The sequence below is a fragment of the Tindallia texcoconensis genome, assembly GCF_055383815.1.
In genome coordinates this window covers 438,998-461,617 of record NZ_AP042431.1, presented here as the reverse complement: position 1 = coordinate 461,617, position 22,620 = coordinate 438,998, and the positions used below count along the sequence as shown (strand labels likewise).

The 22,620-nt window shown below is 38.9% G+C and carries 18 protein-coding genes and 1 other annotated feature; all 18 genes read left to right on the top strand.

What is annotated here, in order from left to right:
- Position 1: 1 nt before the first annotated feature.
- The 18 genes from ACZ47N_RS02190 to ACZ47N_RS02105 all read left to right on the top strand — a co-directional run bounded on the left by ACZ47N_RS02190 (position 2) and on the right by ACZ47N_RS02105 (position 22,613).
- Positions 2 to 1,216 (top strand): RtcB family protein, encoded by a 1,215-nt coding sequence (locus tag ACZ47N_RS02190; protein ID WP_464887509.1) that lies wholly within the window; start codon positions 2 to 4, stop codon positions 1,214 to 1,216.
- A 31-nt stretch (positions 1,217 to 1,247) separates the two neighbouring features.
- On the top strand, positions 1,248 to 1,700 hold the full coding sequence (locus tag ACZ47N_RS02185; protein ID WP_464887508.1) for a chemotaxis protein CheW: 453 nt from the start codon (positions 1,248 to 1,250) through the stop codon (positions 1,698 to 1,700).
- A gap of 172 nt (positions 1,701 to 1,872) precedes the next feature.
- Positions 1,873 to 2,700: a hypothetical protein gene (locus ACZ47N_RS02180; protein WP_464887507.1), complete on the top strand. Its 828-nt coding sequence runs from the start codon at positions 1,873 to 1,875 to the stop codon at positions 2,698 to 2,700.
- Positions 2,701 to 2,865: 165 nt separating this feature from the next.
- Positions 2,866 to 3,891 carry an acyl-CoA dehydratase activase-related protein gene (locus tag ACZ47N_RS02175; RefSeq protein ID WP_464887506.1) on the top strand — a complete coding sequence of 342 codons (1,026 nt, stop codon included), beginning with the start codon at positions 2,866 to 2,868 and terminating at the stop codon, positions 3,889 to 3,891.
- Positions 3,888 to 5,030 (top strand): acyl-CoA dehydratase activase-related protein, encoded by a 1,143-nt coding sequence (locus ACZ47N_RS02170; protein ID WP_464887505.1) that lies wholly within the window; start codon positions 3,888 to 3,890, stop codon positions 5,028 to 5,030. The genes ACZ47N_RS02175 and ACZ47N_RS02170 overlap by 4 nt, the downstream gene beginning before the upstream one ends.
- Positions 5,031 to 5,071: 41 nt before the next feature.
- On the top strand, positions 5,072 to 6,046 hold the full coding sequence (locus ACZ47N_RS02165) for an acyl-CoA dehydratase activase (protein ID WP_464887504.1): 975 nt from the start codon (positions 5,072 to 5,074) through the stop codon (positions 6,044 to 6,046).
- A gap of 157 nt (positions 6,047 to 6,203) precedes the next feature.
- A complete protein-coding gene (gene rodA / locus ACZ47N_RS02160) occupies positions 6,204 to 7,313 on the top strand; it encodes a rod shape-determining protein RodA (RefSeq protein WP_464887503.1) in 1,110 nt (369 codons plus the stop codon).
- A gap of 61 nt (positions 7,314 to 7,374) precedes the next feature.
- Positions 7,375 to 8,265 (top strand): fumarylacetoacetate hydrolase family protein, encoded by an 891-nt coding sequence (locus tag ACZ47N_RS02155; protein WP_464887502.1) that lies wholly within the window; start codon positions 7,375 to 7,377, stop codon positions 8,263 to 8,265.
- 9 nt (positions 8,266 to 8,274) lie between these two features.
- Positions 8,275 to 9,627 (top strand): glucose-6-phosphate isomerase, encoded by a 1,353-nt coding sequence (locus ACZ47N_RS02150; RefSeq protein ID WP_464887501.1) that lies wholly within the window; start codon positions 8,275 to 8,277, stop codon positions 9,625 to 9,627.
- Positions 9,615 to 10,505 carry a glutamate racemase gene (gene murI / locus ACZ47N_RS02145; protein WP_464887500.1) on the top strand — a complete coding sequence of 297 codons (891 nt, stop codon included), beginning with the start codon at positions 9,615 to 9,617 and terminating at the stop codon, positions 10,503 to 10,505. Before ACZ47N_RS02150 ends, murI begins: the two co-directional genes overlap by 13 nt.
- The gene (locus tag ACZ47N_RS02140; protein ID WP_464887499.1) at positions 10,447 to 12,372 is read left to right on the top strand and encodes an ABC-F family ATP-binding cassette domain-containing protein; all 1,926 of its coding nucleotides are present in this window, start codon (positions 10,447 to 10,449) and stop codon (positions 12,370 to 12,372) included. Before murI ends, ACZ47N_RS02140 begins: the two co-directional genes overlap by 59 nt.
- Positions 12,373 to 12,657: 285 nt before the next feature.
- Positions 12,658 to 14,811 carry a ribonucleoside triphosphate reductase gene (locus ACZ47N_RS02135; RefSeq protein ID WP_464887498.1) on the top strand — a complete coding sequence of 718 codons (2,154 nt, stop codon included), beginning with the start codon at positions 12,658 to 12,660 and terminating at the stop codon, positions 14,809 to 14,811.
- A 42-nt stretch (positions 14,812 to 14,853) separates the two neighbouring features.
- A complete protein-coding gene (locus ACZ47N_RS02130; protein WP_464887497.1) occupies positions 14,854 to 15,801 on the top strand; it encodes an AEC family transporter in 948 nt (315 codons plus the stop codon).
- Between the two features lie 34 nt (positions 15,802 to 15,835).
- Positions 15,836 to 16,522, top strand: coding sequence for an anaerobic ribonucleoside-triphosphate reductase activating protein (locus tag ACZ47N_RS02125; protein WP_464887496.1), 687 nt, complete (start codon positions 15,836 to 15,838; stop codon positions 16,520 to 16,522).
- A 66-nt stretch (positions 16,523 to 16,588) separates the two neighbouring features.
- Positions 16,589 to 17,548 carry a D-2-hydroxyacid dehydrogenase gene (locus tag ACZ47N_RS02120; protein ID WP_464887495.1) on the top strand — a complete coding sequence of 320 codons (960 nt, stop codon included), beginning with the start codon at positions 16,589 to 16,591 and terminating at the stop codon, positions 17,546 to 17,548.
- A 90-nt stretch (positions 17,549 to 17,638) separates the two neighbouring features.
- Positions 17,639 to 17,867: a binding site (T-box leader), on the top strand.
- 55 nt (positions 17,868 to 17,922) lie between these two features.
- Complete coding sequence (locus ACZ47N_RS02115) at positions 17,923 to 20,574, top strand: valine--tRNA ligase (RefSeq protein ID WP_464887494.1); 2,652 nt, start codon at positions 17,923 to 17,925, stop codon at positions 20,572 to 20,574.
- 91 nt (positions 20,575 to 20,665) lie between these two features.
- Positions 20,666 to 21,925 (top strand): bifunctional folylpolyglutamate synthase/dihydrofolate synthase, encoded by a 1,260-nt coding sequence (locus ACZ47N_RS02110; protein WP_464887493.1) that lies wholly within the window; start codon positions 20,666 to 20,668, stop codon positions 21,923 to 21,925.
- Positions 21,906 to 22,613: a 4Fe-4S double cluster binding domain-containing protein gene (locus tag ACZ47N_RS02105; protein WP_464887492.1), complete on the top strand. Its 708-nt coding sequence runs from the start codon at positions 21,906 to 21,908 to the stop codon at positions 22,611 to 22,613. Before ACZ47N_RS02110 ends, ACZ47N_RS02105 begins: the two co-directional genes overlap by 20 nt.
- Positions 22,614 to 22,620 lie beyond the last annotated feature (7 nt).

Genomic DNA, 22,620 nt, shown 5'->3' with positions numbered 1-22,620 from the left:
TATGTTTACAATTATCCCTGAGAAAAATGCTGTAAAACAGGAAAATTTACCCATTAAAGTATGGCTTCCAGATCCAAACTGGCTAGAGAAAGGGTGTCTTCATCAAGCTGAAAATTTGTCCCGCTATCCCTATGCCGTGAATCAAATTGCCTTAATGGCTGATACGCATCAAGGATTTGGAATGCCTATAGGTGGTGTGATGGCTACTAGAGAGGTTCTAGTGCCTAATGCGGTTGGCGTAGATATTGGATGTGGCGTTGCTTTTAGTGAAACGAATATCCCCATGGAAGAAATTTCAAGGGATCAATTAGATACACTGGTTAAAGAAACCATGCGTCAGATTCCCCAAGGGTTTAATCGTCATAAAACCCCTAAAAATCCAGAATGCATCAAACAGTATAAAAAACAATATCCAGAAGAAAAACAACATTTTCAACTCTGGCAGGAACTGGAGGCGGCTTCTTATCAAATGGGAACTTTAGGTGGAGGCAATCACTTCATTGAGTTTCAGGAAAATGAGAGCGGCAATCTGTGCATCATGATTCATTCTGGATCAAGAAATTTAGGGTATAAAATTGCTGGATACTTCAATAAAATAGCTCAAAGTAAAAGAACAGAATGGAAAAGCACGGTTCCTAAAAACTACGAACTAGACTTTATTCCTATAGATTGTGACGAAGGTTATTCTTATTTTAACTGGATGAATCTAGCTCGTTCTTTTGCCTGTGAAAGTCGAAAAAAGATGATGGAGAGTATTTGGCTTGTCTTTAAAAAGCATGCAGGTTTTCGGATTGAAACCAAAGTCCTGGATGTTCACCATAACGATGTAAATCAAGAAAAACATGGTGGAGAAATGCTTTGGATTCATAGAAAAGGAGCTATCAGAGCTGGAAAAGATGAAATAGGCATTATTCCTGGGTCTATGGGACGGAAATCATATCTTGTGACTGGGCTAGGGAACACCGAATCATTTTTGTCTTGTTCTCACGGAGCGGGTAGAAAAATGAGTCGGAAACAAGCAAAACAACAATTTGACCAGCAAAAAGTAATCCAGGATTTGAGAGAAAGTCAGGTTATTTTGGGTAAAAGTAAATTAAATGATGTAGGAGAAGAGGCGCCTGAGGCGTATAAAGACATTGACTTTGTACTAGAGCAGCAGAAAGACCTGTTAAAACCAATTCAACAGTTAAAGGGAAAAGCCGTTATAAAAGGATAAGCGATCAGGTTGAGAGAAAGGGAGGATTTTGATGGAAAAGCAATATGTGATCTTTACGTTAAATGATGAAGAATATGGAGTTGAGATAAACCATGTTCAGGAAATCACGGAATACGAAACAGCGACCAGTGTTCCCAACACCCCGAATTTTATTGAAGGGATCATTAATTTGAGAGGCGAAATTGTTCCCATTGTCAGCATTAAAAAGCGTTTTGAGTTACCAGAGGTGGAAGTAAGTGAGGATCAACGTGTGATTATTATCAACCTAGGATCCAAACAGGTTGGGTTCGTTGTGGATGATGCGTCTCAGGTCATTACGATGGATGAAAGTCAAATTGAAAAACCACCGGAAGTAATTGCTGGAAGGGATCGCGGTTATATTACAGGCGTTGGAAAAGTGGAAGACAACATTATCCTATTGTTAGATTTAGAAAAAATATTGTCAGAGGATGAAAAGAAAGAAATTATTGAAATGGAAGAATGATGCCATGGATATGATGAATAATGGAAACAGGGCAACGGATGATAAGGGGCCGTTGTCCTTTTTGAATCATAAAAACAAAGGCTCATGTATTTGTGACATCAGATGTGTACTTTTCAATTTCACTGATGTACAATTAAATAAAATATGAAAAGCACATTGAGGTGAATGGAGAATGGAAAACGTAATGGTACGCGAGCCTAAAAATATGCCAGCAGAAATTCGATTGACATATGGAAAATTGTTAGGACTCATGATTTTGGCACAACAGCGACCTGAAGCTATTGCCATGCAGGAGTTTTATAGGGCTTTAAGAAAAATTGAAATGAAAGACAAAGATCGACAAGTAATATTTGAATATATGATGGACCCAGACGAATCTGCGAGCAGCTTAATTCAAGTGATGATGAGTATTAAAGAGGAACAGGAGCGCAATTTACTTCGATTTTCTTTGTTAGAAGATCTTTATCGAATTATGAAAGCTGATTTTTATGAAGATAAAGAGGAAAAGAGTTACTTTGATGAAGTGGTAAGCGCCTTGGAAATTCAACCTCAGCATCTGCAAACCGTAAAGGATACTTATGAAAAAGAAGATCTTTATGTACCAGGCATGAAGAAAGAGACGTCGGTTGAATTACTCATTAGGTACACAACAGGAATATCCATAGGCGTAATGACTGCTGGAATTATTCGGAAATCTATACAGAAACAAAAAAATAAGAATTCAGGGATTGAAATTCTAACCATTCTTTCTTCTAGCATTGCCGCCTTTCAAACTACACAATGCTTAATGCAACTAAAAGGAAGAAAAAGTCGATGGGTCCGAAAAAAACTATTAAAAGAAAAGATAAAACAGGAACAACAATTAGTAAAAGACATCAAAAAAGATCATCGTATGATTCGGCAGATCATCAAGAAAAAATCTAGCCAGTTTATGCCAACTTTTTCTTGGGAAGACGTGTTAGTCCTGTTGGAGAAGACACTGGCTTATTTAGAGAAATAGGAAGTCATTCTAAGAAAAGGGTATGGGATTCACTGGTGTAGATGGGTATGAACAGGATAGAGGACGCTTTTCTTTTATTAATCAAAGAGAAAAAGAGTCTTGGAATATACTCTAGAAGAATGACATAATATTTTGGGAGCGCAATAATAAATCGGAGGAGTAGAAATGAAAATAGGGATTCCACAAGCGTTACTTTATCATTATTACTATCCTTTTTGGAAAACATATTTTGACTCACTGAAGATTGAAACAATCATTAGTAGTCCAACCAATAAGCACATTATGGATATGGGTGTTAAGCACTCTGTGGCAGAAATATGCGTACCGATTAAAGTCTATCTGGGTCATGTGTTGGAATTGATAGATAGAGGTGCAGACTATATCTTTGTTCCTCGATTTGTTTCTATTCAAAAAGGCCAGTTCTTTTGTCCTAAATTTATGGGATTGCCAGATATTCTTCGACATTCTTTTCCTGAAATGGAAAAAAGCATGATTGCTCCTTATATTGAGAGTACGACAGAAGATTTGGCAACGTCTATTAAACAATATCAAATTTTTGAAGAAAAATTTGGTGTATCACGTAGGGACAATCGAAGAGCCTTAAAAAATGCTGAAAAGGTCTGGAAATCATTTCGGGAATATAGTCTGCAAGGCTATGACATCTCAGAAGCAACTGCTTTAGCGATGAAAGATGGAGATAAGGCCATGAACATCCGTAAAATTCAAGTAAAAGAAAAGGTTGAGTCTTTAGAAGTTACCATAGGCGTATTAGGATATGTATATAATATTTATGATTCTGCGATCAGCCTGGATATTCTTAATCGACTAAAAGGAATGGGCGTTAAAGTGAGAACTTTTGAAATGGTGGATGAGGATGTGCTGAAGGAACAGTTAAAAAGCATGCATAAGACCTTGTTTTGGACTTTTAGTGACAAATTATTTGCCGCTGGCAATCATTTTTATCAAGACTCTGAAGTGGATGGAATTATCCATGTGACAGCTTTTGGATGCGGCCCTGATTCTATGCTTGGAAAACTATTGGAACTAGATTCACCGAAGCATGAAAAACCCTTCATGACGGTGCGAATAGATGAGCATTCAGGGGAAAATCACCTTCAAACCAGGGTAGAAGCGTTTGTGGATATGTTAAAAAGAAAAAAAAGAAAAGAAAAAAAGGGGGCCTTGGCATGAAAGTAACCTTTCCTTACATGGGGACAACGGTGGTATATAAGAAGCTCCTTGAAATGTTGGGTCATGAAGTGATTTTACCCCCCAAACCTACCCAGAGCACCATAAACTTAGGGGTCAAATACAGTCCTGAATTTGCTTGCTTTCCCTTAAAAGTGATTATGGGAAGCTACTTTGAAGCCATTGAAAAAGGTGCGGAAGTCGTTGTGACATCCGGTGGAAACGGTCCTTGTAGAGCTGGTTTTTATGAGCGTGTTCATCAGAGAATTCTTGAATCGGAGGGGCATCATATCGACTTTATCGTATTTGATTCTATGTTTAGAGACCCTAAAACTTTTTTTCAAAACAGTAAAAAACTCATGGGCAAAAAATCCTGGATACAAGTCCTAGGATCTCTGTTGCTTGTTTACGATATGATAGGAAAATTGGATTATTTAGAAAAAAAAGTTCAGTGTATTCGAGCTTATGAAAAGAATCGAGGAGAGACTACTAGAGCTTGGGAGAAAATTCAGCATGATTTCGATCAGGCTTATTCTTTTGCAGCTATGAAAAAAGCATTTGTGCTTGGAAAAGAAAAACTGGATACTATTCCTATTCGCTGCGTGGAAGAAGAAGATCAAATAAGAATTGGAATTGTAGGAGAAATTTATGTGGTGATGGAAGATTCCATCAATATGAAGATAGAACAGGTTCTAAATGCATTGGGTGCTGAAGTTGAAAGATCACAATATTTATCCCAATGGGTAACGTATAACATGCTTCCCAAATGGATGAATTGGACCCACGAAAAAGCAGTTCTGAAAAAAGGGGAACCCTATATTCCTATTTTAATAGGGGGACATGCGAAACAAAGCGTTGGGCAAATTGTGGACTATGGTCAGCGGAAATTCGATGGAGTAGTTCATTTAATGCCGTTTGGATGCCTGCCTGAACTTGTTTCACAGAGTATTATTCCTAAAATAAGCGAGGATTATGAGATACCGGTATTAACCATTTCCTTGGATGAACAGACTGGAATTGCCAATAACCAAACCAGAATAGAAGCTTTTGTAGATTTGGTGAAAGGTAAGCGAAAGCAACGAATCCACGGAAAAAACAGAAGGAGCACAAAAAAACAAGAACATTGTTGTTCGTCCAGCTAAATAGAAAGAAAAGCTAATTTTGACACAAGGGGATGAATAAGTTGCAGGAACTGTATATGGGAGTGGATGTAGGATCTGTAAGTACTAATATCGTTGTGATTGATCAGCATATGAATGTCGTCTCAAAGCAATATATCAGAACCAATGGTCAGCCATTGGAAACGGTCAAAGTAGGATTGAATCAATTAAAAAAAGAGTTCCCAGAAAATGCTCGAATTTGCGGTGTTGGAACTACCGGAAGTGGCAGACAACTGATAGGTGTCATGATCGGTGCGGATGTCATTAAAAATGAAATAACAGCACATGCAACAGCGACGGTTCATTTCGTTCCAGATGTACGCACCATATTTGAAATTGGTGGACAAGATTCAAAAATTATTGTTATTGAAGACCAAATGGTGATCGATTTTGCCATGAATACAGTTTGTGCTGCTGGAACTGGCTCGTTTTTAGATCATCAGGCGGAAAGGTTGGGCATTCCCATCGATCAATTTGGTGGAATGGCAATTTCTGCTGAACGAGAAGTTCGAATAGCAGGGCGATGCACGGTTTTTGCAGAATCCGACATGATAGCAAAACAACAGTTTGGGTTTTCGAAAGCTGAAATCATTAAGGGGTTATGTGATGCGTTAGTCCGGAATTACATTAATAATCTTGGTAGGGGTAAAAAGCTAGAGCCACCCTATGTGTTTCAGGGAGGAGTAGCAGCTAACGAAGGGATAAAGGCTGCCTTTGAAAAAGAAATCCAAGATGAAGTGGTGATTCCAGAGCATTTTAGTATTATGGGCGCTATTGGTTCGGCAATCTTGGCAAAAGAAGAAGTACGAACATCAGGAGCCAATACAAAATTTAGAGGCTTTGTGGCGGCGGAGCTAGACTTTGCACCTAAAACCTTTGAATGTGAGGATTGTCCTAACCACTGCGAAGTAATAGAGGTGCATATGGATAATGAAGTAGTAGCCCGTTGGGGAGATCGATGCGGTAAATGGACAAATTCAGTGAAGCAAATGGACTGATAAATAGGTAAAACAAGAAAAAGCGACGAATATTTCGTGGCTTTTTCTACTTAGAGTTCTAGGTATATCAGTTGCAAACAGAGGTAAACTGGTATAAACTGAGTGAAGAATAGGTCTGTGTCTAAAGACATAGGCTCAAATACTTGAGGTGAATAAGATGGAAAACGAGTTTAAGCTTTTCAAAAAAATTGATTTCAGCCTAATTTTTATAGTTCTATTGATATGTGTTTATGGAGTAGTGATTATTTCTAGTTCCACATTGAATCATCGGCTAGGAGCGGCTCATTTTGTGAGAAGCCAAATAACATCTGTTTTAATTGGCTTAATGGCAATGGTAGGAATGATTCTTATCAATTATAGAACATTGAAAAGATTAGCGGTACCTATTTATGTAATTAGCAATGCATTATTATTAATAGTTCTTTTGGTGGGCGTAGGCCAGGAAGATTGGGGTGCTAGCAGATGGATTCGAATCGGAGGAATTGGATTTCAACCAGCAGATTTTGTGAAAATTGGACTCATTATATGCTTAGCTAAAATTGTTGACGATCAGCAGGATCATATTAATCAGCCATTCACGCTATTTAAAATACTGGGGTTTATGTTGTTTCCTCTCAGTTTGATCATGATGCAACCTGACTTAGGCACTACGTTGGTAGTGAGCTCTATTTTAGTAGGCGTTTTGTTTATGGCGGGAATTCGATATAAGTATATTTTCGTTGGAGCCATTACAGGTCTGTTAAGCATGCCGATTTTCTGGAACATATTAGAAGATTATCAACGGACTCGTATTCTCATTTTCTTGAATCCGGAAATTGATCCCATGGGTGCTGGTTATCAAATTATTCAATCTAAGCGAGCCGTAGGAGCTGGGATGTTAAGAGGGCAAGGACTGTATAGCGGTACACAAAGTCAATATGGTTTTTTGCCAGAGAGACATACAGATTTTGTGTTTTCAGTTATTGCAGAAGAACTAGGTTTCATAGGAGCGCTGATCCTTCTTTTTTTATTTATCGCTATGTTAATTAAGCTGGTATATATTTCCATGAATGCAAAAGATGATTTTGGAATGTTTTTAGTAGTAGGGGTTGTCTGTATGTTTGCGGTTCATATTTTCATTAATGTAGGCATGGCCATTGGATTAATGCCAGTGACGGGAAAACCATTACCATTTATTAGTCATGGTGGTACCTTTATGCTAACAAACTTTATGGCCCTTGGTCTGGCTCTAAATGTATATATGAGACGAGATGTAATTAACTTTTAAGAAGAGAACAGTAGAATGAAATCAATACAATGAGAAACAGTCAAATGAAAGGAGTGGGACAATGAAATTTGTGACAACATCCTATGAGGGAGAAGAAAAACCTGGTGTATTGTCAAAAGATGACCAAGGGATTTTCTTTTTTCAACAGATTTTTGGTGAAGAAGCACCCAAAACAATGCTAGATTTTATTAGACAACAAGATCCAGTGGCCTTGGAAAAAGTGAAAAGTTTTTTAAATCATCCAAGAAGTGAAGCAGAGCCCATTGAAAAATACACCTTAGTGGCACCAATTCCACGACCATATCGAAACATTATTTGTCTTGGCTTAAACTATCAGGATCATGCAGATGAACTAGAGGAATCCTTTGCAAAATCTACCCCTACCCCTAAAGCACCAATTTATTTTGGGAAAATGGCCACGGAGATTGTTGGACCAGATGCGGTGATTGATCCACAGAATTTGGTGACTAATATGATTGATTACGAAGTGGAAGTTGTGGCGGTAATAGGGAAGCGGGGGAAAAATATTCCAGCAGAAAAAGCATATGACTATGTTTTTGGGTATACGATTATGAATGACCTTAGCGCCCGAGATTTACAGGCTGCTCATACGCAATGGCTTCGAGGGAAAAGTTTAGATACCTTTACAGCGATGGGTCCTTTTATCCTTCATCGAGAAATGGTTAAAGAACCACTGACCTTGGAACTGAGTTGCCAAGTGAATGATGAAACGAGACAATCCTCCAATACAAAAAACTTTATCTTTGATCTACCCTATGTGATTAGTGATTTTTCCAAAGGATTCACCTTAGAACCAGGGGATATGATTGCTACGGGCACGCCTTCTGGCGTTGGAATGGCCTTTGATCCGCCAAAATATTTATGTAAAGGGGATCAAGTGATTTGCAAAGTGGAAGGTTTAGGAGAACTGAGAAATCGTGTGGGTGAATAGGAGGATACAATGAAGACAATTAATTTTGACTTTAACCAATCAGCACAGAAGATGCCACTTTCCTCGCTGCCAAAGCTACAACCACATATTGATTTGGCTCATGAAATGCTGCATGAAAGAAAAGGGCCAGGAAATGAGTTTTTAGGCTGGATTGATTGGCCCTACAGCATGAATCAAGCTGAGTGGCATCGAATAAAGCAAGCAGCAGAAAGGATTAAGAAACAATCTGAAGTACTGGTTGTTATAGGCATAGGAGGCTCTTATGTAGGAGCAAGGGCTGTTTTACAGCTTTTACACCCAGAACAAATTTTCCGAGAAAGTAAGGGATGCCAAGAGGGAGTGCAGGTCATTTTTGCTGGTCACCATATGGATAGCCACTATTTAGAAGCTTTGTCGGATTGGCTACAAAAGAGAGACTTTTCTATTAATGTAATCTCAAAATCTGGCACTACAACAGAACCTGCCATTGCATTTAGAATCCTTCGACAATTGATGGAGTCTAAGTATGGAAAGGAAGCTAGTCGGGAACGTATTTTTGTGACAACAGATGCTCGAAAAGGTGCGTTGAAAAATTTGGCCGATAACAAAGGATATGAATCCTTTGTTATCCCAGACGATATAGGAGGAAGGTATTCTGTCTTAACACCTGTGGGGATGTTGCCTATTGCAGCTTCTGGTATAGATATTGATGCAATGCTACTGGGAGCACAAAAAGCAGTTGATGAATTAAAGGATAGGGATATCAGAGAAAATCCAGCATATCGGTATGCTGCTTTTCGGAGTTTGCTTTATCAGCAAGGGAAAGAAATTGAAATACTAGCAAGTTTCGATCCGTCTTTTCACTACTTTAGTGAATGGTGGAAACAGTTATTTGGAGAAAGTGAAGGGAAAGATGGAAGAGGAATTTTCCCTGCCTCCCTTCACTATACAACGGATTTACACTCTATGGGACAGTACCTTCAGGATGGACGGCGTATCCTATTTGAAACCGTCTTGCAATTTGAAACAAGTACATCTACCATATGTGTACCAGATACTGGAGATAAGGAAGACGGATTAGACTATCTTAAGAATAAAGAAATAGCTATAATCAATAAAAAAGCCTTAGAAGGAACCATAATGGCTCATATCGACGGTGGAGTACCAGTCGGAATCCTGTCGATACCAGAAAGAAGTGCTTATTGGGTGGGGTATTTGCTCTACTTCTTTCAAAAATCCTGTGCTATTAGTGGCTATATGTTAGGAGTAAACCCCTTCGATCAACCGGGTGTGGAAGCATATAAACAAAATATGTTCGCTCTTTTGGAAAAACCAGGTACGGAATCAATGGGGCAGGAGCTGGAAGCAAAATGGAAAAAGTAGAACATGGCTCTATTGGTGTTTTTGATTCAGGTTATGGAGGGATTAGTGTATTAGCCAATCTCATTGAAGCCATGCCAGGAGAAACCTTTGTTTTTCTGAGCGATTCAAAAAATGCTCCCTATGGGGAGTTAACTCCTAGTAAAGTGCTGGAGTATACCATGGAGAGCCTAAAATACTTAAAAAAGCAATCTGTAGCGGCGGTGGTCATTGCCTGTAATACGGCAACAAGTGCCGCTGTGAAAGTCTTGAGAAATACCTTTGAGTTTCCGATTATAGGCATGGAACCGGCTGTCAAACCTGCTGTGAAATTAGGAGCATCCAGTAGGATTTTAGTAGCAGCAACAGCCCTCACCCTCAGAGAGAAAAAGTTTGCCGCCTTGATAGATTCCATTGATGATCAGCATGAAATTGTTAGGCTGCCATGCCATGGCCTAGTGGATCAAATAGAAAAATATGGTCCAGGATCCCCTCAGGTAGACTTAAAGGTAGATCAATTGTTGGAACCATATGAATCCTTGGATTTTGATGGCGTGGTGCTAGGGTGCACACATTATGTGCTGATTAAAGACCAATGGAAGTATAAATTTTCAAATGAAACAGTGATTTATGATGGGAATGCTGGGACTGTAAGACAAACCCTTCGAATGTTGAAAAAAACCCCGAAAGACAACTCTTGTGAAGTTCCTACGAAGGTATGGCTCCTCGATTCCAGCAATCATCCTGAACGGCTTATTAAGAGCAGAGAGTTGCTTCTAAAGCAACTGGAAAACAATGGGAAAATAGCCTTAGAGCAACTGAAAATAGAATTGAGGAAAACCGATGAACTATGTGAGCTTGGAAAACATAACCCATCAATATGGAGTGCAGCCGATACTTAGGAATGCAACACTTTATATTGGACCAGAGACAAAACTTGGCATTATAGGTGCTAATGGTACAGGGAAAACAACTTTACTGAAAATGTTGGCAGGAGAGCTGAAACCAGATCTTGGTCAAGTATCTGTGCATCCAAAATGCAGAATTCAAATGGTTTCTCAGAATACTGAAGGGAGAGGCCATGAAACTGTATTGGAAGCCGTCATGAAAAGTGATGATCCTGATATGCAATTGTTATCCGAATACAATCGTGTTTTAAAAACAATGGAAGAAAATCCTAACCATCAAACTTCTGTGAAAGAATGGCAAAAACTGCATCAACAGATAGAAGAGAAAGATCTTTGGAATTTGGAAACGCAGGCTAAAACGATTTTGACTAAACTGGGGATGCAAGACTTCGATCGGTCGATTGCTCAACTTTCAGGAGGCCAGAGAAGAAGAGTTTCTTTGGCTAGGGCACTGGCACAACCTTCAGATTTGCTTATTTTAGATGAACCTACCAATCATTTGGATTTAACGATGATTTTATGGTTAGAAGAATGGTTGCTACAGCGCAAAGCTGCCATCGTTATGGTAACTCATGATCGTTACTTTTTAGATCGGACGATTGGTTCTATTGCAGAGCTTGACCAAGGGATATTAACGTTATTTCCTGGATCTTATCAGCAATATTTAGAAAACAAACAAGAGATGATCAATCACCAGCAAAAACAAAAAGAACGTATTCATACGCTTTATAAAAAAGAGCTGGCATGGATTCAAAGAGGTGCTAGGGCTAGAAGTACCAAGCAAAAAGCTCGAATACAGAGATTTGAAAACTTAAAAGAAAAAAAAGTTCATCAGGAAGAGCAGCGGATTGATATTCCAGTCTTGCAAAAACGACTGGGAAAGCAGGTCTTAGAAATGAAAAAAGTTTCATTTTCCTATGAAAAAGGGCTGCCAATCATTGAGGAAGCAGATATTTTGTTAAAACCAGGTGAAATAGTTGGTTTAGTTGGATCCAATGGAACGGGTAAAAGCACATTGCTTCACTTGATGGCAGGGAAAATTAACCCTACGGCAGGTGACATTACTTGGGGAAAAACCCTGAAAACAGCTTATTTGGACCAAGAAAGTGGTGGGATAGACCCTGATCTAAGGGTTTTGGAATATGCTCGGGAAGGTCGAGAGTATATGACCGTAGAGAAGGAGGAACGCATTTCTGCTGCTCAACTATTGGAACGATTTTTATTTTCTCCGGAAAAACAGTGGAGTAAAGTAGAGCGTTTATCTGGAGGGGAAAAAAGAAGGCTTTATCTAATGCGTAAATTAATGGAAGAACCTAATTTTCTGATCTTAGATGAACCGACCAACGATCTTGATTTATACACCCTAACATTGCTGGAAGATTATTTGTTGTCTTTCCAAGGAACCGTAGTAATTTCATCCCATGATCGGTATATGTTGGATCGATTAGCGGATCGGTTGTTGGTTTTAGATGGAAGCGGAAAAATTGAAGAGTACCACGGGAATTGTAGTCAATGGATGGAAACGTTGAAAAGAGAGAATGAAAATAAACCACCCTTGCAGCATGGGAAAAAGAAACATAAGGAAAAGACTGAACGGAAAAAGACGCAGATGCCTGGGAAACTTAGCTTTCATGAACAACGAGAATATGACACTATTGAGGAAAAGATAGGAAGTCTAGAAGAAAAGATGATTAGAATCGATGAAGATATGCAAGTTAAGCAGGCGGACTTTATGGCATTGCAAGAGTGCGTGGAAGAAAAGGAACGTTTGGAAATGGAGTTAGAGTCGACACTGGAACGGTGGACTGAGTTAACGGATAAAGTTGAAAAAATTCATAAAGCGAAAGTCGATCATGACTAAAATATTTTTTTATCGGAGGAGCCCTTAGAAGGAATTAGATAAGGGCTCTTACTATTTAGTAATAACAACAGACATCAGAGGAATCGCATATGTCAACGGTTAAATTTTACCAGTAAATGTAAATGCTATAAAATAAAGGATAGAGGATGAAAAACGTAGAATGACAGTTTAGAATTTGAAATTTGACGAAATACAGCGTTTTGAAAACAGTAGAAAATCCGTTAAAGTATACTATATGTAGTATCGAAAAACATGATTCACACTAAATAAGGGAGGCTCTATACATTGGCTATAACAAAAATACAAAAACGAAACGGCGAAATTGTCGATTTTCAAAAAACGAAAATAAAAGATGCTGTTTTTGCTGCAGCAAAATCAGTAGGTGGAGATGATGAAATACGAGCAGGAGTGCTGGCGAAAAAGGTAGTGGATATCCTTAATGAAACCTATAGGGCTAGCATACCATCTGTAGAGGACATTCAAGATTTGGTGGAAAAAGTGCTTATAGAAGAGGGGCATGCAAAGACAGCCAAGGCATTCATTATATATCGAAGAAAAAGAGAAGAGATTCGGGAAGTTAAGAATCTATTTATGGATGCGGAAGAAATGGTTGAAGAATATGTAAATCTGGATGATTGGCGTGTTAATGAAAATGCCAATATGGGTTTTTCACTTCAGGGGTTAAACAATCATATTGTTGAATCGATTAGTTCGAAATACTGGCTTAACAAAATTTATCGCAAGGAATTAAGGGATGCTCATATCAGAGGAGATCTTCATATACATGATTTGGGGTTACTAGCGCCCTACTGCTGTGGATGGGATATGGAAGATTTTCTTAAAAAAGGATTTAAAGGGGCTCAAGGAAAAGTGGAATCAAAACCACCAAGACACCTTGAAACAGCACTAGGACAATTGGTAAACTTATTATATACGCTGCAGGGTGAATCCGCAGGAGCTCAAGCAGTTTCCAGTATCGATACGTACCTAGCGCCCTTTATCTATTATGATGGATTAACCTTAAGCCAAGTAAAAAAGGCATTGCAGCGATTTGTTTTTAATTTAAATATACCAACGCGAGTTGGATTTCAAACTCCATTCACAAACATTACCTTAGACATTGCACCGCATCCTTTACTGAAGAATCAGCCAGCAATTATTGGCGGTGAAACCGTTGATAAAACCTATGGTGAATTTCAAAAAGAGATGGATTTATTTAACAAAGCGTTTTGTGAAGTGATGATGGAGGGAGATGGAGCTCAAAGAGCATTTAGTTTTCCGATTCCAACGATTAATATAACACCTGATTTTCCATGGGATTCCCAAGTTGCCGATGCTATTATGGAAATGACTGGAAAATTTGGAACTCCGTATTTTGCCAACTTCTTGAATTCGGATATGGCACCAGAAGATATTCGGAGTATGTGTTGTCGACTTCGCTTAGATAATCGGGAACTAAGAAAAAGAGGTGGCGGCTTATTTGGAGCAAATCCTATGACCGGCTCTATCAATGTAGTAACCCTGAATATGGCAAGAATAGGGTATACTTCAGAAAACATGGAGGATTTCAAGCGACAGGTCCGTAAGCTGATGGAGTTAGCGAAGGAAATTTGCGAAGAGAAAAGAGTTGTCTTGGAGAATTATATGGAAGCAGGCCTTTACCCATATTCTGGGTTTTATTTACAAGGAGTTAAAGAGGCTACAGGAGAATATTTTAAAAACCACTTCTCAACCGTTGGCTTGAATGGCATGAACGAAGCGTGTCTGAATTTGATGGGAGAAGATATCACAACTGAGAATGGGCAAGAATTTGCAATAGAAATAATGGAATTTATGAATAGGGTTATTCAAATATTTCAAGAAGAGACAGGGAGTCTATGGAATTTAGAGGCCTCCCCTGCGGAAGGAACCTCCTACCGTTTTGCCAGAATTGATAAAGCCATGTACCCTCGAATTATTGCCCAGGGAACAGAAGAACCATATTATACCAATTCCACTCAATTGCCAGTGGGTCATACCAAGGATATCTTTGAAGCCATTGAAGCTCAAGAAAAACTCCAAACACAATATACTGGAGGAACGGTTTTCCACGGATTTATTGGTGAAGAAATCAAAGATGTAGAAACAACAAAGCTTCTCTTAAAAAGAAGTTTTGAAAACTCTCATATGCCATATATGACTATTACACCGACTTACAGCATTTGTCAGCAGCATGGCTATATTAAAGGAGAGCATTTCCAATGTCCTGATTGTGGTGAAGATACAGAAGTGTGGACTCGAGTGGTAGGGTTTCATCGACCAGTACAATCTTGGAACAAAGGAAAAAAAGAAGAGTTTAAAGACAGAGTAGAATTTGAACCGCAAGAGAGTATTGAGGCACAAAAGGATGTTTCTACTGAAGTGCCTGCAAAAGGATCTAAAAAAAGTCTGGCTGGTTAAAGAGAGGTACTTATTACTTCATTCAGAAAAGGAAGACAACTAATGGTGGAAAACTTTTTCTTTAGCATATCAACAGCATTGCCTATTTTTTTAGTGATGTGCATTGGTTATCTGATGAAATATAAAAAACTGATTGATAATCACTTTATTAAACAAGCCAACTTCATGGTTTTTTATGTCGCATTACCTGCAAAACTTTTTTATGATGTCTCTAGAACCTCTATACAAGAGTATTTTGATATTAGGTTCATTATTTTTGTAGCCGTGGCTACGGTGGGTGGGGCTGTTTTCTCGTGGATAGTAGGTAGTTTTTTGATACGGGACGCTCATCAGCTAGGAGCCTTTGCTCAAGGAGCTTTCAGAGGTAATTTTCTATATATTGGATTTTCATTAATGGAAAACATTCTTGGGAGAATTGCCTTGAAGGGGCCCTTAGCTGTTGCCATCATAGTTCCACTGTACAATATACTGTCTGTGATTATCCTTACTTATGCTGGTAAAAAGAAAGACAGCCACATTCGTCTTCTCAATACATTGGGAGATATAGCTAAAAACCCTCTTATTATAGCCATTACGGCAGGGATTGGCATGTCCTTACTACCGGTGGAAATGCCTTTGGTGATGGACAGAACGATACATTATTTTGCCTCTGTTGCCACGCCTTTAGCATTAATTGCGATCGGAGCTTCTTTTAGTTTCCGTCATATTTCCCAAAATATGATGCCAGCTCTTTTAGCTAGTGGCATTAAACTAATCATATTGCCGTTTTTTGCAGTGGTTGCGGCAGTATTCATGGGATATTCTGGTGAAGATATTGTATTGATCTATGTACTGACTGGCGTTCCCACGGCTACAGTATCTTTTATTATGGCAGCTGCCATGAATGCAGACCAAGATCTAGCTTCTAATATTATTATGATTAGCACCCTTTTGTCGGTTTTGACCATGACCTTTTTTGTATTTGCTTTTCGTAGCACAGGAATAATATAATATAAAGAAAGATGGATCTGAATGGAGTGGTACAATGCCAATTGGAGGAATTCAAAAAACATCTTTAATTGATTATCCTAACGGATTATCGACGGTGCTTTTTTTCAGAGGGTGTAATTTAAAATGTCCCTATTGCCATAATGCAGAACTTATTTCCTTTAAAGGTCCAAGCCTAGAGGAAGAAGACACGTTAAAAGAATTATCTAGAAGAGCTCATTTAATGGATGCGGTTGTATTATCTGGAGGGGAATGTTTGTTATCGGAGAATTTGATTGAACTAACCACCAAAATTCGTAAGATGGGCTATAAAATAAAGATAGACACCAATGGAACCAAGCCTGAAGCATTAGAAGAAATGATAGCACAAGGACTCCTGGACTACGTTGCCATGGATGTAAAAGCACCCATGGAAAAGTATAATCAAGTTGCAGGGTTGGAAGTTGATGTAAAAGCAATTCAACAGAGTATCGATCTCATCACGGAAGGCGTTCATTCATACGAGTTCAGAACAACGGTTTGTCGTGAATTGTTGGATAGAGAAGACCTCATCAAAATCGCATTTTGGCTAAAAGGAGCAAAGAAATTTGTGATACAAAATTTTAGAGATGGACAAAATGTTTTGGCAGGAAAGCATCAATTAACACCTTATCCCAAAGAAGAATTAATCTCCATTCAAAATGAAATAAGACCTTGGTTTCATGAAGTTATCCTTCGTCTGTAAAAAGCAATGATAGGTGTAATCTATAGTGAAGATGTAGACCTATGTCTCTATTGAAAGGAGCCTACAATGAGTAAAATAGTATTTAACATCCCTGCATATTTATCCTATTCAGAAAAAGCAATAAATGATTTGATAGATCCAGAAGTGTTTAAAAAAACTGTATTTGTCAACAAACCAGAACAGTTAGAAGAGGTCATTGAAGATGCAGATGTAGTGGTAACTTTTCCTTGCGATGCCGCGGTGATCCAGAAAGGGAAAAAGCTAAAATGGCTTCAAGCCTTGAGCGTTGGGGTGGATGCATTTCCGCTGAAAGAACTTCATGGAAAAGGCGTCATTATAACCAATGGAAAAGGCGTACATCGGATTCATATGGCAGAGTATGCTATTGCCAGCATGATTATGCTAGCAAGAAATATTCATTGTATGATGCGTAATCAACTTCACCATACTTGGTCTAGAAAAGTACCTCAAAACGAGATTTTTGGCGCTACGGTTGGAATTTTAGGACTGGGCAGTATTGGTCAGGAAGTGGCAAAAAAAGCATCCTTAATGGGAATGCGGGTCATTGGAATAAAGAATAGCCCAGATACGATTCCATATGTGGAGAAAGTAGTAAGCATAGAAGAGATAGAGATGATCTTTAAAGAGAGTGACTACATTATCAATCTGCTGCCAGAAACACATAAAACACAAAAAATAATCGATAAATCCTTATTTTCCATTATGAAAAAAGAGGCATGTCTTATTAATATGGGAAGAGGAGGTACGGTTAATGAAGAAGATATGATTGAAGCATTACAAACTGGTGCCATTAGAGGGCTGGTATCAGATGTGTTTGAGACAGAACCTTTACCAGAAGACAGTCCCTTATGGAAAATGGAGAATGTGGTGATTACGCCCCATATGTGCGGAGAATCCATGAAATACATGGAAAAGTTTATGCCTATATTGCAAAATAATTTACGGGTATATCAAGGTGGAAATGGTAATATGATTAACCTGGTGGATTTAAACAAAGGATATTAAAGAGATTGAGCCACAGCAATTCTAGTCAAAAAGGATGACCTTGACAAAAAAAACAAAAAAGATATAATGAGGTCAATAAAATAGTTATAAGGATCAGCGATGATGAAGAAGAGTAGGCAGCAAAAGAATCTACAGAGAATAAAACCCTTGGCTGAAAGGTTTTAAGATGACTGGTTGCTAAAGTAACTTCAGAGCATCTGAACGGAAGCAATGTGTGTATGTTCAGACGGAGTGGAACCGTTATCCTCCAAAAGAGAGTCTTGCATTGGGATAGATGTAAGGAAATAGGGTGGTACCGCGAAGTCTTTTCGTCCTTATGGTTATAAGGAAGAGAAGGCTTTTTTGTTTTTGAATAATAGATTTAGGAGGTATAAATGATGGAAACAACATTACAAAAAAACTATGATCCCAAAAGCTTTGAGAAAAAAGTTTATAAAGACTGGATGGACAAAGATTTATTTAAGGCTGATCCAAATTCCGAAAAAGAACCCTTTTGTATTGTATTGCCACCACCTAATATTACAGGACAGCTGCACTTAGGACATGCACTAGATCAGACATTGCAAGATATTCTTGCTCGTTACAAAAGAATGCGTGGCTTTGAAACACTTTGGCTACCAGGAACTGATCACGCTAGTATTGCTACGGAAGTAAAAGTTGTGGATAAAATTAAACAGGAACAAGGCCTTAGCAAAAAAGAAATTGGTAGAGATGGCTTTTTAAAGGAAGCATGGAATTGGCGTGATAATTATGGTCGTAAAATTGTAGACCAAATGAAGCAATTGGGGAATTCCTGCGATTGGTCTCGTGAACGATTTACCATGGACGAAGGATGTAATAAGGCCGTTAAGGAATTTTTTGTGCGTCTTTATGAAAAAGACTTGATTTATCGTGGAAATCGTATTATTAACTGGTGTCCTGATTGTAAAACATCACTTTCAGATATCGAAGTAGAACATGAGGAAAAAAGCGGAAAGTTTTGGCATGTAAATTATCCTTTGAAAGACGAAACTCTTTACATTGAAATTGCAACAACAAGACCAGAAACCATCCTAGGAGATACGGCAGTGGCTGTTCATCCAGAAGACGAACGTTATAAACATTTAATCGGAAAGACGGTGGTGCTTCCGTTATTGAATCGTGAGATACCGATTATTGCAGATGAGTATGTAGATCCAGAATTTGGTACTGGCGCTGTTAAAATTACACCATCACATGATCCTAACGATTTTGAGGTAGGACTTCGTCATGATCTACCACAAATCAAAGTCATGAATGAGGATGCTAGCATAAATGAAAATGGTGGGCCATATAAGGGGATGGGTCGATACGAAGCACGAAAAAAAATGGTGGAAGATCTGGAGAACCTAGGGTTGCTGGTTGCAGTTAAGGAAAGGGTGCATAACGTAGGTCAGTGTTATCGTTGCGATACTGCGGTGGAACCAATTACATCGGAGCAATGGTTTTTGCATATGGATCCTCTTACAAAACCTGCCATAGATGCAGTGAAAAATGGGGAGACAAAGTTTGTTCCAGAAAGGTTTAGTAAAATATACTTCCACTGGCTTGAAAATATCCGCGACTGGTGTATCTCAAGGCAACTGTGGTGGGGGCATCGAATTCCGGCATATTACTGTCAGGATTGCGGTGAAATGATGGTGCTTCGAGAAGAACCAGAAGAATGTTCCCAGTGTAAGGGAAATCATATTCTTCAAGATGAGGATGTACTGGATACCTGGTTTAGTTCTGCCCTTTGGCCATTCTCAACCTTAGGGTGGCCAGAAAAAACAAAAGAACTTGAGAAATTCTATCCTACTAGTGTATTGGTAACTGGATATGATATCATTTTTTTCTGGGTAGTGCGAATGGCGTTTAGTGGTTTAGAAATATGTCAGGATGTTCCCTTTAGACATGTTTTAGTACACGGATTAGTACGGGATGCGGAAGGTCGTAAAATGAGTAAATCACTGGGGAATGGTGTCGATCCACTTAAAGTGATCGATGAATATGGAGCGGATGCCCTTCGTTTTACCCTAATTCAAGGAAATAGCCCAGGCAACGATCTTCGATTTCATGATGAGCGATTGGAAGCCAGTAGAAACTTTGCCAACAAGTTATGGAATGCTACCCGCTTCCTATTAATGAATGTAGATGATGAGATGCCGCTTCTCAGACAAGGAGAACATGAGTTGACCTTTGAAGACCGGTGGATTCTATCCAGATTACAGCGAGTTGAACAAGAAATAACATCTAACTTGGATAAGTTTGAACTTGGATTGGGATTGCAAAAAGTTTTTGACTTTACTTGGAATGAATATTGTGATTGGTATATTGAAATGAGTAAAACTCGGTTGTATAGCGACAACCAAGGAGCTCGATATACAGCACAAGCAGTTCTAATGGAAGTGCTCCAAACTATTTTGAAGCTATTACATCCTTTTATGCCTTTTATTACAGAAGAAATTTGGCAAAATTTACCTGGGGAACGTGGAAATATCATGGTAGAACCATGGCCAGAAACGCAATTAAACTGGATTAACCCTGAAGCGGAAGAAGAAATGAGCCAACTGGTTCAAGTGATTAAAAGCATCCGAAATATCAGGGCTGATATGAATGTACCAGCCTCGAAAAAGGCAGCATTAATGGTATTGAATGCCCGAAAAGAGCTAAAAGATACGCTGGAAAAAGGAGCTCCATATTTAACCAGCTTGGCATCTGTGTCAGGCCTAAATTTCCTCGAATCAAAAAAAATGGTGCCAGAGCAAGCTGTTTCCATATCATTTGCTGGAGCTGAACTATTCATTCCCTTGGAAGAATTAGTAGATATAGAAAAAGAGATTCAACGTCTAGAAAAAGAAGAGCAAAAATTACAGGGTGAAATTAAACGAGTACAAGGAAAACTTAAGAATAAAGGGTTTCTTGAAAAAGCACCGGCAGCACTAGTGGAAGAAGAAAAACAAAAACAAATAAAATTTGAAGAGATGATAAAAAACGTAGAAAAGCGCATTACTGAACTTCGACAGTAATAGTGAAGGATAAAAGGAGGGTTACCCACTGAATTATCAGGAAGCATTACACTATATACATGGAACCTATAAATTTGGAAGCAAATTAGGATTGACAAATATCAGTAGATTATTGAAACTTCTGGATCACCCGGAAAAGTCATTAAAAGTAATCCATGTTGCCGGCACCAATGGTAAAGGCTCCACCTGTTCAATGATTCAGTCTGTATTAACAGCTGCTGGGTTTCGGGTAGGTCTATATACATCCCCCTATATACAAAGGTTTAACGAACGAATTCGGATTGGTGAAAAAAACATATCCGACCAGGAACTAGCCAGCGTTACGAAGCAAATAAAAGAGAGTATTGACATCATGCTAGAGGAAGGATATCAACATCCAACAGAATTTGAAGTTGTGACAGCTATGGCATTGTTATACTACAAACAACAAGAAGTGGATTTTGTAATTCTAGAAGTAGGACTAGGTGGTCGCTTAGATGCAACCAATGTAATTGAAACTCCCTTACTATGTGTGATCACTCCCATTGATTATGACCATATGGCCTATTTGGGGAATACGTTGGAAGCCATTGCTGGAGAAAAAGCTGGCATTATAAAAAAAGGAATTCCAATTGTAACTGGTTTTCAGCAAGAGAAAGCAATGTGGGTATTGGAAGAGAAAGCCTCTTCTATAGAAGCGCCGCTGACGCACGTGGTACCAAAAGGTCTTTCGATTCATCAAACTAGTTTAAAGGGTCAAAGCTTTACAGTATCCCTGCAGGGACGGAATTACGAAAAGATGACAGTGTCGTTACCAGGGCCTCACCAAGTGGAGAACTGTATGTTAGCATTAGTTGCCCTCCAAAAGATTGAAGAACTCACTCATATTGCCATAGGGCAAGAATTTTTGAGAAAGGGTTTGGAAAGAATAAGGTGGATGGGGCGACTAGAAGTGGTTCATGAAAAGCCCATGGTGCTTATAGACGGAGCTCATAATAGACAAGGTGCCCGTGCTTTGTCCAAAAGCATAGATTTACTTTTAAAAGACACTTCCATCACTTGGTTGGTGGGAATGCTAGAGGATAAAGAGATTCAAGAAGTTTTAGACGTTTTGCTTCCACAGGTTCAACGAGTGGTGGTGACACAGCCAGATTACCACCGTGCCATAAAAGCCGAGGCATTAGCAGAAATGATTGGAGAGAAACATTCTCATGTATGGGTTGAACCAGCTATGAAAAAAGCCATGGATAAAGCCTTGGAAATAACAGCTCATTCAGAAGTTGTTTTATGTGCTGGATCGCTTTATATGTTGGGACAAATTCGGTCTATGTTCTTGGGGGAAGAAACTGGAGATGATGGCTGTGTTGAATGAAAAGATAAGAATAGAAGCACTATTGAAAGAACTTGGTGCAGATTTGTCTGGGGTTGGGGATGTTTCTTTATGTCTACCTGCCTCATTAAAAGATATGCCCATAGCATTTTCTTTTGCGGTACGACTTTCTCATCGAGTTTTGGAAGAAATAAGCCCAGAGACTGGGCCAAGTCAAACCTATTTTCATCACTATCGATCAATGAATACTTTTATTGATCAAATCAGCCTTCAAACAATGTTGGCCATTCAAAAAATGGGATATCCGGCTTACGCCATACCAGCCTCTCAGAGTCTAAATGAAAGTCCATCTCAGTATCGTGGCATCCTTTCTCATAGAATGGCTGCCACACGGGCTGGTATTGGTTGGATTGGAAAAAGTGGAAACTTAATTACAGAAGCCTTTGGACCAGAAATTAGACTGGGAACGGTCTTGACTTCCATGCCGATACAATCCGATGAACCTATTGAAAAAAGTTACTGTGGTGACTGCTCTATCTGTGTAAAAGCTTGTCCTGCATATGCGTTGGGAGGAATGCACCAATGGGTTCCAGGCATAGAAAGAGAATTAATCATAGATCCCGTACGGTGTAGCCAACACATGAAAAAAAAATATCAGCACATTGGACGTGGTGCTGTTTGTGGAATATGCATGAGGGTATGCCCGAAGGGGAGCAAAAAAGAAACATAAAGGAGTT